The following is a 12,411-nucleotide window of genomic DNA, read 5'->3' as shown; positions in this document are numbered from 1 at the left end:
TTCGACCTTTTCGCCCCCATTCGGTCATGACCCATAAGGAAACAGCGCCTATATCAGCGGCGCCGGTTTCGCGCAGGGGTGCGCGCGCCGCCCAAGGGACGCGACGAGAACAATGGCGGACGATGCCGGTCGGCTGAACCAGGTCTTTGCCGAGACCAGCTTCCTGTATGGCTCGAACGCCTCGTTCATCGAGGACCTGCATGGTCGTTGGGCGACCGATCCGGCGTCGGTTTCCGACGAGTGGCGCGCCTTCTTCGATCAGCTGCGCGACAATGCGGAGAGCGTGAAGGCGTCGGGCGCCGCCGGGTCCTGGGGCCGTCCGGTCACGACCGAGCCGAGCGAATCGACCGGCGTTTTCGACGGCCGTTGGCCCGCGCCCAAACCCGACCCGAAAAAGCCCGGCGCCCCGACTCCGGCCGCCGCGCCCGCCCCGGTCGCCGCCGTTTCGGCCGAGGCCGTGCGCGCCGCCGCCCACGATTCGATCCGGGCCCTGATGCTGATCCGCAGCTATCGCGTACGCGGCCATCTGCAGGCCAACCTCGATCCGCTGGGCATCGAGCAGCCGACCAGCAACCCCGAACTGACCCCGGAATTCTACGGCTTCGGCGAGGCCGATCTCGACCGCCCCATCTTCCTGGACGGCGTGCTGGGCCTGCAGACGGGCACGATCCGCGAGGTCATGGCCCTGCTCAAGCGCACCTATTGCGGCACGCTGGGCATCCAGTTCATGCACATCGCCGAGCCGGACGAGAAGAACTGGCTGCAGGCGCGCTTCGAGGGGCCGGACACCTTCGCCCGCAACGGCTTCACCCGCGAGGGCAAGCTGGCCATCCTGAACAAGCTGATCGAGGCCGAGGGCTTCGAACGCTTCCTGCACAAACGTTTCCCGGGCACCAAGCGGTTCGGCCTGGACGGCGGCGAGGCCATGGTCCCCGCGCTGGAGCAGATCATCAAGCGCGGCGGCGCCCTGGGCGTCGACGAGGTGGTCTTCGGCATGGCCCACCGCGGCCGGCTGAACACCCTGGCTGCGGTGATGGGCAAGCCCTACCGCGCCATCTTCCACGAGTTCCAGGGCGGTTCGACCGTGCCTTCGGACATCGAGGGATCGGGCGACGTCAAATACCACATGGGCGCCAGCTCGGACCGGTCGTTCGACGGCAACTCCGTCCACCTGTCCCTGACCGCGAACCCGTCGCACCTCGAGATCGTCAACCCGGTGGTGCTGGGCAAGGCCCGCGCGAAACAGGCGTTCGATATCCGGGAGGCGCGCGCCGAGGCTGACGCCGCCGCCGAGGAGAAGGCGCTGGACCGCTCCAAGGTCATGCCCCTGCTGATCCACGGCGACGCGGCCTTCGCCGGCCAGGGCGTGGTGGCCGAATGCTTCGCCCTGATGGGACTGAAGGGCTACCGCACCGGCGGGACGATGCATTTCGTCGTCAACAACCAGATCGGTTTCACCACCAGCCCGCGCAACAGCCGCTCCTCGCCCTATCCCTCGGATGTTGCGCTGATGGTCCAGGCGCCGATCTTCCACGTCAACGGCGACGACCCGGAAGCGGTGGTCTTCGCCGCCAAGGTGGCGACCGAGTTCCGCCAGAAATTCCACAAGGACGTGGTGGTGGACATGTTCTGCTACCGCCGCTTCGGCCACAACGAGGGCGACGACCCGACTTTCACCCAGCCGCTGATGTATTCGAAGATTCGCGCCCTGAAGTCGACGCGCGAGATCTACGCCGAACGGCTGATCGCCGAGGGGGTGATCGACCAGGCCGCCGTGGACGCGGAGGTGGCGCGGTTCGAGGCCTTCCTCGACGCCGAGTTCGAGGCCGGCAAGACCTTCGAGGCCCACAAGGCCGACTGGATGGACGGCCAGTGGCAGGGCATCGGCCTGCCCGAGGGCGATGAGCGCCGCGGCGAGACCTCGGTCCCGGCGGCGAAGCTGACCGATCTCGGCCACCGCCTGACCACCATCCCGAACGACGTCGACATGCACAAGACGCTGAAGCGCGTCATGGACGGCCGGCGCGAGATGATCACGACGGGCGAGAACATCGACTGGGCCACGGCCGAGAGCCTGGCCTTCGCCTCGCTGCTGGACGAGGGTTTCCCGGTCCGCCTGTCGGGCCAGGACTCGGTGCGCGGCACCTTCAGCCAGCGCCACTCGGGCATCGTCGACCAGACCACCGAGGCGCGTTACGTCCCGCTCAACAATCTGGGCGAGGGCCAGGCCGAGTTCGAGGTGATCGATTCCGCCCTGTCGGAAGAGGCGGTGCTGGGCTTCGAATACGGCTACGCCCTGACCGACCCCAACACCCTGGTGATGTGGGAGGCCCAGTTCGGCGACTTCGTGAACGGCGCCCAGGTGGTGATCGATCAGTTCATCACCTCGGGGGAGCGGAAATGGCTGCGCATGTGCGGCCTGACCATGCTGCTGCCGCACGGCTACGAGGGACAGGGACCCGAGCATTCCTCGGCCCGTCTCGAACGCTTCCTGCAGCAGTGCGCCGAGGACAATATCCAGGTCGCCAACTGCACCACCCCCGCCAACTATTTCCACATCCTGCGTCGCCAGATGCACCGGCCGTTCCGCAAGCCGCTGATCATCATGACGCCCAAGTCGCTGCTGCGGCACAAGAAGGCCGTCTCGACCCTGGCGGACATGGCCGAGGGATCAAGCTTCCACCGCGTGCTGCACGACGACGCCCAGACCCGCCCCGAGGTCTCTGGCATCGGGATCAGGACGGACAAGGACATCCGCCGTGTCGTCCTGTGCTCGGGCAAGGTCTATTACGACCTGCTGGACCGGCGCGAGCGCGACCAGATCGACGACGTCTATCTGATGCGGCTGGAGCAGTTCTATCCGTGGCCGATGAAGTCGCTGATGACCGAACTGGCCCGCTTCCCCAACGCCGAACTGGTCTGGTGCCAGGAAGAACCGAAGAACATGGGCGGCTGGACCTTCGTCGACCCGTGGATCGAGCTGACGCTCGAGAAGCTGGACGTGAAGGCGAAGCGCGCCCGTTACGTCGGTCGCCCGGCCTCGGCTTCGACCGCCGCGGGCCTGATGAGCCGGCACCTGAAAGAACTCGACGCCTTCCTGACCGACGCCTTCGCCTGAACGCCTTCAACTGATCTGAACGAGACCTGGAACCGACCATGGCCGACATCCTCACCCCCGCCCTCGGTGAATCCGTCACCGAAGCCACCATCGGCAAGTGGACGAAGAAGGCCGGCGACGCCGTGAAGAAGGACGAGGTCCTGGTCGAGCTGGAGACCGACAAGGTGTCCCTGGAAGTGGTCTCGCCCGCCGACGGCATCCTGTCCGAGATCAAGGCGCCCGACGGCGAGACCGTGACCCCGGGCGCCGTGCTGGGCGTGGTCAGCCAAGGCGCTGCGGCCGCTCCGGCCGCCGAGGCCCCGAAGGCTGAAGCGAAGGCCGCGCCCGCGCCGAAGGCCGAGGCCGCTCCGGCCGCTGAGCCCGCTCCCGCCACCCCTGCCCCCGCCGCCGCCTCGGCCGGCGCCGTCCCGATCATGACGCCGACCATGGGCGAGAGCGTCGCCGAGGGCACCATGGGGACCTGGTTGAAGAAGGCCGGCGACACCGTGGCCAAGGACGAAATGCTGGTCGAGATCGAGACTGACAAGGTCGCCGTCGAGGTGTCCGCCCCGGCCGCCGGCGTGCTGACCATCGACGCCGAGGCCGGTTCGACCGTCGCGCCGGGCCAGCAGATCGGCAGCATCGCCGCCTCGGGCGAGGGCGCCAGCCCCGCTCCGGCCGCCGCCGCGCCCGCCTCGGCCAACGCCGGCTCGGCCCAGATCAAGCCGGGCGAGGAGCCGCACCTGTCGCCCGCCGTCCAGCGCGTGGTGACCGAGAACAACCTCGATCCCAAGGCCATCGCCGCCACCGGACCCAAGGGCCACATCACCAAGGCCGACGCCATCGCCGCCATCGGCGCGACGGCCCCGGCGCCCGCCGCGGCACCGGCGGCGCCCGCCGCGCCGCGCGCCGACCAGCCGCGCGAGGAGCGGGTCAGGATGACCCGCCTGCGCCAGACCATCGCGCGCCGCCTGAAGGAATCGCAGAACACGGCCGCCCAGCTGACCACCTTTAACGAGGTGGACATGACCAACGTCATGGCCCTGCGCGCCCAGTACAAGGAGGCGTTCGAGAAGCGCCACGGCGTGAAGCTGGGCTTCATGTCCTTCTTCACCAAGGCCATCGTCGCGGCCCTGAAGGAGATCCCGGCCGTCAACGCCGAGATCGACGGCACGGACATCATCTACAAGAATCACTACGACATCGGCGTCGCCGTCGGCACCGAAAAGGGTCTCGTCGTGCCGGTGCTGCGCGACGCCGACCAGCTGTCACTGGCGGGTATCGAGAAGGGGATCGCGGCCCTCGGCAAGGCGGCCCGCGACGGCGACCTGACCCTTGATCAGCTGCAGGGCGGCACCTTCACCATCACCAACGGCGGCACCTACGGCTCGCTGATGTCGACGCCGATCCTGAACGCGCCGCAGTCGGGCATCCTGGGCATGCACAACATCGTCCAGCGCCCGATGGCGGTGGACGGACAGGTGCTGATCCGGCCGATGATGTACCTGGCCCTCAGCTACGATCACCGCATCGTCGACGGCAAGGAGGCGGTGACCTTCCTCGTGCGGGTCAAGGAGCTGCTGGAAGACCCGGCGCGAGCGTTGCTGGACCTGTAGCCGACAGGTCCTGTCAGGCGTCAGGGCGCGCGATCCGGTCCAGGATCGCGCCATGGACTGGATCGCGCGCCTCGTCGGGGCCTTCTACATCCTCGCCGGTGTGATCACCGTCCGGCAGGCCATCATGAACTGGCGGCTCGAGCGGGTGTTCGGCGCCTTCATGGGGACGTCGCCGGCCGAGAAGGCGGCCGACGTTATGCTCGCCGTCATCGCCGCCCTGACCCTGCTGTCCGGCCTGACCCTGGCGTTTCTGAGCCGGTGGGCCGTTCCGGCCTTCGTCGCCTGCTGGATCGTCCAGGCCGGCTACCTGCTCTGGGCGCAACGCTGGCTTCGGCCCGAAGGCCCCGAACTGACCGCTCTCAGACGCAGCACGATCAACGCCTTCGTCGCCTACACCGGCCCGACCCTGGCCGTGCTCTGGTGGTGCCAGTCCGGCGTGTTACGCTGAGGCATGAGCCAGTTCGAGGTCGCCCGCTTTTCGACGATCCCCGAAGGGGAACTGGCCGTCGCCCTCCTCCGACGTCATGGCATAGAGGCCTTCCTGCCCGACCGGGACGTGGCGACCATCAACCCGGATCTCCTGATCGCCATCGGCGGCGTCCGCGTCGTCGCCCCGGATCGCCAGATCGTCAGCGCGGGAGATCATCGCCCGCGCTCGCAAGGACGAGTTCATCGATCCGACGGATGACGAAACCGGCGACTGGAAGATCGAGGCCGTTCCCGGCAAGGTCGGCGATCTCAGGGAGGACGAAATCAGCGGGGTGCTCGGCCAAGCGAAGAAGGCGGGCGCCGTCGTCATCGTCCTGGCGTTCGTGGTCTTCCCGGTCGCCGGATGCCTGATGACGGCGCTCGGCGGCTAGGACCGCGCCCCGGAGATGGAGCCGAGGACGGCGTCCGTGTCCGCTCCCAGCGCGGGCGGGGGCCGGTCGTAGGCCACGGGCGTCAGGGACATCCGGATCGGCGAGGCGACGGTGCGCACCGGCGCCGACAGGTCGGGGCGATCCTGGGTCACCTCCAGCCCGCGATGCTTCGCCTGGGGCTCGTCGAACACCTGATCGATGGTGTTGACCGGGCCGCACGGGACGCCTGCGGCGTCCAGCGCCGCCATCAGCCCGTGCATGCTCAGCCCCGCCGTCAGGGCCGACAGCTCGGCCGTCAGGGCCGCCCGGTGCTCGATGCGCAGCGCGTTGGTCAGGAAGCGGGGGTCGGCGCCCATGCCGTCCGCCCCCAGCGCTCCGGCAAGGGCCCGGAACTGGCCGTCGTTGCCGACCGCGATGACCACCATGCCGTCCGTGCACGGAAAGGGCTGATAGGGCGCGAGGTTGGGGTGGGCGTTGCCCATCCGGGTAGGGGCCTTGCTGGAGACGAAGAAATTGGTCGCCTGGTTGGCCAGCATGGCCGCCTGGACGTCGAACAGGGCGATGTCGATGTGCTGGCCCTGCCCCGTCGCCCGCGCGTGAAGCAGGGCGGCGAGGATGGCGTTCGAGGCGTAGAGGCCGGTGAACAGGTCCACCACCGCGACGCCGACCTTCATCGGCTCGGCCCCGGCCGCGCCGTCGGGCTGGCCGGTGATCGACATCAGCCCGCCCATGGCCTGGATCATATAGTCGTAGCCGGCGCGTCGGGCGTCGGGCCCGTCCTGGCCGAAGCCGGTGATCGAGCAATAGACCAGCTTCGGATTGACGGCCGACAGGGCCGCGTGGTCGAGGCCGTATTTCTTCAGCCCGCCGGTCCTGAAATTCTCGACCACCACGTCGCAGGTCTTGCTCAGTTGACGGACGATCTCTGCGCCTTCGGGCGTGGCCAGATCCAGCTCGACCGATTTCTTGCCCCGGTTGGCGCACAGGAAATAGGCCGCGTCGCCCTTCGAACCGTCGGCCTTCGTGGTGAAGGGCGGGCCCCAGGCGCGGGTGTCGTCGCCGACCCCGGGCCGCTCGATCTTGATCACCTCGGCCCCGAGATCGGCCAGCGTCTGCGTCGCCCACGGCCCGGCGAGCACGCGGCTGAGGTCGAGGACGCGAACGCCGGAGAGCGGGCCCTTCAGAGCCCCGGGTCCCACACGCCTGCGTTCCGCATCCGGCACTCGCGGGCCTCGCGGGCGCGGCCCCCGACTTCCTCGGCCATGCAGCAGACCTCTTTCGAGACCGTGGCCTTGTGCACGCCGGGGACCAGCGCATGCGCGAAGGCGCAGGCCGCCAGCTTGAGCAGGCGGAAGCCGAACCGCGACGAGGCGGCCATATGGTGGAGATAGCTTTCGTCGACCTCGCGCGGGTGTTCGACGAACAGGCGATGGAAGGTGCGGCTCATGCTGACAGTCTAGCCTGCGTCGGGCCGTCCCTCTACCCGACCGGTGCATTTTGGCCTAAACCGCGCGCCAGAACAGGGGGGATGCCGGGATCGCGCGACGATTCCGCCGCGAGTCCCCGCCACGCTCAGGAAAGACGACCTCATGGCCGACGGCGCCCCCGCTTCGCACAAGACCTTTCGCTGGGACGACCCGCTGGACCTTTCGGGCCGGCTGACCGACGACGAACGGATGATCCAGGACGCGGCGCGGTCCTACGCCCGCGAGAAGCTTCTGCCCCGGGTCGTCGAGGCCTTCCGCGACGAGACTTTCGACCGCGCCATCATGACCGAGCTGGGCGAGATGGGCTTCCTCGGCGCCATGCTGCCGGAACAGTACGGCGGCTCCTCGGTCAGCCATGTCGCCTACGGCCTGATCGCGCGCGAGATCGAGGCCGTCGACAGCGGCTACCGCTCGGCCATGAGCGTGCAGTCGTCCCTGGCCATGTACCCCATCTACGCCTTCGGCTCGGAAGAGCAGAAGATGCGCTTCCTGCCCCGCATGGCCGCCGGCGAACTGGTCGGCTGCTTCGGCCTGACCGAGGCCGACGGTGGTTCCGACCCCGCCTCGATGAAGACGAAGGCGGTCAAGGTCGACGGCGGCTACAGGCTGAACGGCGCCAAATACTGGATCACCAACTCGCCGATCAGCGACCTGGCCGTGGTCTGGGCCAGGCTGGACGACGTGATCCGCGGCTTCATCGTCGAGCGGGGCATGGAAGGCTTCACCACCGACAAGATCGGCGACAAGCTGAGCCTGCGGGCCTCGATCACCGGCGACATCGGCCTGAACGACGTCTTCGTGCCGGAGGAGAACCTGCTTCCGGGCGTGAAGGGCCTGCGCGGTCCCTTCTCCTGCCTCAACAAGGCCCGCTACGGCATCGCCTGGGGGGCGATGGGCGCGGCCGAGGCCTGTTTCCACCTGACCCGCGACTATGTCGGCGAGCGCATGCTGTTCGGCCGCCCGCTGTCCTCGCGCCAGCTGGTGCAGAAGAAGCTGGCCGACATGCAGACCGAAATCTTCCTCGGTTTCGAGGGCGCCCTGGCCCTGGGCCGGTTGCTGGACCAGGGGGCCTGGGTTCCCGAGGCCATCTCGATGATGAAGCGCAACAACTGCGGCAAGGCCTTGGCCATCGCCCGCGAGGCCCGCGACATGCACGGCGGCGCCGGCATCACCGGCGAGATGCACGTCATGCGCCACGCCATGAACCTGGAGACGGTCAATACCTATGAGGGCGCCCACGATGTCCACGCCCTGATCCTGGGCCGGGCGATCACGGGCGAGAGCGCCTTTTAGGCGGGGCGCTAACGCTCGCGACGCGGTCGCTCGCTGCTTGAGCGCCAGGCATGCGCGAAGCGCCAGGCCGCGTCTGGTCGGGAGGTCCCGAAGGGCCGACGACCGCGGCCCGCTGGAATGCCCGATCAGGAACAATCAGCCCCGGGACCCCGCGCGACGCTTAGTCTGCGCGAACGCGGTCCGTTGAGCATTGTCATTCCGCTTCAACGCCGTATCGTCGGCCCGGGGGGAGTGACCATGGACGGGGAAACGGCAGGCATCGACGGCGACGATCCCTTCGCCCAGCTGCGCGCGGTGTTCGCCGGCCGCCGCGCCCTGTTGCTGGAGGATGATCCGGCCCTGTCCGATCACGTCGCCGGGCGGCTGCTGGACGCGGGATTCGGGGCCGTGGAGCGGGTCGACAGCGGCGAGGCCGCGATCGCCGCCGCGGCCAGCCCCTTTGATGTCCTGATCCTCGACCGCCTGACCAAGGGGCTGGACGGGCTGGAGACGCTGAAGCGCGTCCGGGCGGGCGGCGGGCCCTGCGCCGACGCCCCGGCCCTGATGCTGACCGCCCTGGGGGGCGAGCGCCAGAAGGTCGAGGGCCTGCTGGGCGGGGCGGACGACTATCTGGCCAAGCCGGTCGGCGACGAGGAATTGCTGGCTCGCATCGCCGCCCAGCTGCGCCGCGCCGCCCGCCATGCCGCCCCGGCCGGCGGCGACCTGGTCAACGGGCCCTTCCGGCTGGCCTTCGGCGCCCGCACGCTGAAGTTCGAGGTCGAGGGCGGTTCGCGCCTGATCGACCTGTCGCCGCTGGAGTTCGCCATCGTCTGCGAACTGATGACCGCGCGCGGCCAGCCGGTGACCAAGACCATGCTGTGGGACCGCTGCTGGGTCGAATGGCGGTTCCTGCCCGACAATTTCGTCAACATCATAGACGCCCGCATCAGCGCCCTGCGTCGCCGGCTCAAGGAGCAGGCGCCCGAACTGGGCGAGGACCTGCATCCGCTGATCGTCTCGGCCCGCAGCCAGAGTCTGGTGTTTCGGGACCTGTCCGCCTGGACGGGCTGAGCGGCCGTGGCGTTCCGCCTGTTCGGCCTGGGCGTCTGGCTGGGGCGCCGGACCTCGACCCAGCTGGCCGCCGGCATCGCCGTCATGGCCGCCGCCGCCCTGATCGGCTCGCTGGTGGTCACCAGCGCCGCGGTGCGAATGGACCAGCGAGAGAAGGCGGCGCTCGCCGCGCTCAACGACTACAGCACCATGGTCGGCAAGCTGGGCGAGGAATCCAGCCTCGCCGCCTCCAGCATCACCGAGGCCGACGCCGCCTATCTGTCCGGCTGGCTGAGCGCCTTCCAGGCCGGCCCGACCCGCGAGGCCGGCAGCCTCGAGGAGACCTGCAGCACGGGCCGCGGAGGCGCGGGGGTGCGGTTCATTCGCGCTCCGGTGGGCAAGCCGGCGGGTCTGGCGGAGCTGGAAACTGTCCGGGGAGAGCGTGCGCCGCGGCTCGGCGACGGGGTCTATGTGGTCCAGCTTGAGCGGGGCGTGCTATGCCGCTCCCGCGCCGTCGAAGTGGTGGTGGTGCGCCAGTCGGTCGGCGCGCTCGACATCGCGGTGGGCCGGGTGGTCGACCGGTCGGGCGCAGCCTGGGGCTGGGCCGTCGCGGCGGTGGCCGCCGCCGGGGTTCTGCTGCTGGTGTTCGGCCTGGCGGCGGCCACCTTCGCCCGCCGCCGCCTGACCAGCGCCGTCGCCCAGGTCAGCCGGGCGCTGGACCGGGCCTCGGTGGGCGATTTCTCGGTGCGGGCCCCCGAGACCGCGGTCGCTCCGGAGCTCACCGAACTGACCGGCCAGGTGAACCTGACCCTCGACCGGCTGGAGGAACTGCTCAGCTGGCTGCGGGATTCCGCCGACCAGCTGGCCCACGATTTCCGCACTCCGCTGGCGCGGGCTTCGGCCCGCCTGGACCGGCTCAAGGAGGCCAGCGTCACGCCCGAGGCCCGCGCCCTGGCGGCCGAGGCCCGCGCCGACCTGACCGGCCTGACCCGCGCCATGAACGAGGCCATGGCGCTGCGCGACGGCGAGGCCTGGGTGTTCGAGACGGTCCGGCTGGATCGGCTGGCGGCGGCGGCGGCCGACCTCTACCAGCCGTTGGCCGAGGAGCGCGGGGTCGTTCTCCGGGTCGAAACCTCGCCGGTGCCGGTGCTGGGCGTTCGCTCCCTGCTGCAGAGGGCCGTGACCAATCTGGTGGACAATGCGGTCAAATTCTCGCCGGACGGCGGGACGGTCACGCTCGGCGTGCGGCTCGAGGACGGTCTGCCGGTCCTGGCCGTCGCCGACCAGGGCCCCGGCATGGACCCGGCCGTGCTGGACGACCTGGCGCGCGCCGTTTCCAGCGCCGCCGACAACGGCCGCGAGAGTCACGGGATGGGGCTGGCGTTCGTGCGCGCCATCCTCAAGCGGCACGGGGCGTCCATGACGATTGATGACGCCGGGCCGGGGGCTGTCGTCACGGCGCGTTTCTCGCGCTAGGGTCTGCGAACAACAGGGGATTGGCGATGCGTTCCACCAACCGGACCGGCGGTCTTGCCTTGCTGGCGCTTGTCGTCGCGGTCCCGCTGCTGGCGACGACCACGCCGGCGGCCGCGCAGCAGTCGCCCGTGCCGTTCGACGCCCGGCGCGGCGTCTTCACCTTCGCCACCGGACTGGAGCAGGCCCTGCCCGCCGTGGTGCAGGTCACCACCCTGGGCCAGTCCGAGGGACCCAGTTCGGGCGACAATGAGCCGCGTCCGATGTCCAGCGGCTCGGGCGCCATCATCGACGCCCGGGAGGGGATCGTCGTCACCAACAATCACGTGGTCGAGGGGGGGCGGAAATTCACCGTCGACCTGACGGACGGCCGCATCTTCGACGCCGTTCTGATCGGGACCGACAAGGCCACCGATCTGGCCGTGCTCAGGATCGAGGCGCCATCGGTGGCCAGCCTCGGCCTGTCCCAGATCGAGGTGGTCAATTCCGATTCGCTGCGGACCGGCGATCTCGCCTTCGCCGTCGGCTATCCGCTGGGCCTGGACCAGACCCTGACCATGGGGGTGATCTCCGGCCTCGGCCGTTCGGGCATGGGCGACCGGATCGAGGACTATATCCAGACCGACGCCGCGGTGAACTCGGGCAACTCCGGCGGACCGCTGCTGGACAGCCGCGGCCGTCTGATCGGCATCAACACCTCCATCCTGTCGGGCGGCGGCGGCGGCAACGACGGCATCGCCTTCGCCGTGCCCAGCCGCATCCTCATGTATGTCGCGGCCCAGCTGCGCGAGACCGGCGAGGTCAAACGCGGAACCACGGGCGCCATCTTCGGGTCGCTGAACGCGGCGCGCTCGCGCGATTTCGGCCTCGGCATCGTGCGTGGCGCCGTGGTCGAGGACGTCGCGCCCGGCTCGTCGGCCGAGGCCGCCGGCCTGAGCCGCGGGGACGTGGTGACGCGGATCCAGAATCGCCCCGTCTCCAATGCCGGCACGGTGGCCGCGACCGTCGGCATCGCCGAGCCGGGAACCCGGGTCGAGGTGGTCTATCTGCGCGACGGCCGCGAGGGCCGCGCGACGGTGGTGGTGGAGACGCCGCGCGAGCGTTCGGTCATTTCCGGTCCGGATGCGGTCATGGCGCGTGGGGCCGCGGTCCGGGCCGCGTCGGACGGCCTGCAGGTCTTCTCGGTCGAGGGCGGTTCGCCGGCCGCCGGGGCGGGATTGCAGGCCGGCGACCTGATCACCCTGGTCGACGATTCCGCCGTGGCCGGGCTGGACGCCCTGGCCACCGCGCTGGAGGGAGCCGGTCAGAAAATCCTGTCGGTGACCCGGGCCGGGGAACCGGTGGAGATCATCCTGCCCTGACCCGGAGGCCCGCCGGGCCCCGGACAGCAAAACGCCCGCTCTGCCGGAGGGGGGAGGGTGGCGGAGCGGGCGTCTCGCTTTGGAGGAAGCATCGGCCCGCTGAAGCCCATGTGGAGTGATCCAGGGGGGCTGGGGGGGCTGTTCAGGATCCGGAACCGCTCCGGGCTCCAACGAGCCGATGGATCGGGTGTCGCC

Annotated in this window: 10 protein-coding genes; 8 read left to right on the top strand and 2 right to left on the bottom strand. The window is 69.8% G+C overall.

What is annotated here, in order from left to right:
* Positions 1-112: 112 nt before the first annotated feature.
* From Q8Q71_RS08140 to Q8Q71_RS08125, 4 genes are read left to right on the top strand one after another with little or no spacing between them, the layout of a single operon-like run.
* On the top strand, positions 113-3,118 hold the full coding sequence (locus tag Q8Q71_RS08140) for a 2-oxoglutarate dehydrogenase E1 component (RefSeq protein ID WP_305759083.1): 3,006 nt from the start codon (positions 113-115) through the stop codon (positions 3,116-3,118).
* A gap of 38 nt (positions 3,119-3,156) precedes the next feature.
* Positions 3,157-4,713 carry a 2-oxoglutarate dehydrogenase complex dihydrolipoyllysine-residue succinyltransferase gene (gene odhB, locus Q8Q71_RS08135; protein WP_305759082.1) on the top strand — a complete coding sequence of 519 codons (1,557 nt, stop codon included), beginning with the start codon at positions 3,157-3,159 and terminating at the stop codon, positions 4,711-4,713.
* A 52-nt stretch (positions 4,714-4,765) separates the two neighbouring features.
* Entirely contained in the window at positions 4,766-5,161 is a 396-nt protein-coding gene (locus tag Q8Q71_RS08130; RefSeq protein WP_305759081.1) for a hypothetical protein, read from the top strand.
* Positions 5,162-5,164: 3 nt separating this feature from the next.
* Positions 5,165-5,401, top strand: coding sequence for a hypothetical protein (locus tag Q8Q71_RS08125; protein ID WP_305759080.1), 237 nt, complete (start codon positions 5,165-5,167; stop codon positions 5,399-5,401).
* Positions 5,402-5,569: 168 nt separating this feature from the next.
* Here Q8Q71_RS08125 and Q8Q71_RS08120 read toward each other — a convergent pair whose 3' ends face one another.
* On the bottom strand, positions 5,570-6,772 hold the full coding sequence (locus Q8Q71_RS08120; RefSeq protein ID WP_305759079.1) for a CaiB/BaiF CoA-transferase family protein: 1,203 nt from the start codon (positions 6,770-6,772) through the stop codon (positions 5,570-5,572).
* Positions 6,754-7,020 (bottom strand): DUF6356 family protein, encoded by a 267-nt coding sequence (locus Q8Q71_RS08115; RefSeq protein ID WP_305759078.1) that lies wholly within the window; start codon positions 7,018-7,020, stop codon positions 6,754-6,756. The genes Q8Q71_RS08120 and Q8Q71_RS08115 overlap by 19 nt, the downstream gene beginning before the upstream one ends.
* Before the next feature lie 142 nt (positions 7,021-7,162).
* Here Q8Q71_RS08115 and Q8Q71_RS08110 point away from each other — a divergent pair, with 142 nt between their 5' ends.
* From Q8Q71_RS08110 to Q8Q71_RS08095, 4 genes are all read left to right on the top strand, one after another.
* Positions 7,163-8,353: an acyl-CoA dehydrogenase gene (locus tag Q8Q71_RS08110; protein WP_305759077.1), complete on the top strand. Its 1,191-nt coding sequence runs from the start codon at positions 7,163-7,165 to the stop codon at positions 8,351-8,353.
* A 237-nt stretch (positions 8,354-8,590) separates the two neighbouring features.
* Entirely contained in the window at positions 8,591-9,403 is an 813-nt protein-coding gene (locus Q8Q71_RS08105) for a response regulator transcription factor (RefSeq protein WP_305759076.1), read from the top strand.
* Between the two features lie 6 nt (positions 9,404-9,409).
* The gene (locus tag Q8Q71_RS08100) at positions 9,410-10,858 is read left to right on the top strand and encodes a HAMP domain-containing sensor histidine kinase (protein WP_305759075.1); all 1,449 of its coding nucleotides are present in this window, start codon (positions 9,410-9,412) and stop codon (positions 10,856-10,858) included.
* Between the two features lie 26 nt (positions 10,859-10,884).
* Positions 10,885-12,216 carry a trypsin-like peptidase domain-containing protein gene (locus Q8Q71_RS08095; protein ID WP_305759074.1) on the top strand — a complete coding sequence of 444 codons (1,332 nt, stop codon included), beginning with the start codon at positions 10,885-10,887 and terminating at the stop codon, positions 12,214-12,216.
* The last annotated feature ends 195 nt before the right edge of the window (positions 12,217-12,411 follow it).

Origin of the sequence: Brevundimonas sp. (assembly GCF_030704825.1) — a bacterium.
Classification (GTDB): domain Bacteria; phylum Pseudomonadota; class Alphaproteobacteria; order Caulobacterales; family Caulobacteraceae; genus Brevundimonas.
Note: the sequence above shows the minus strand (reverse complement) of the source record. Positions and strands in the feature narration are given on the sequence as shown.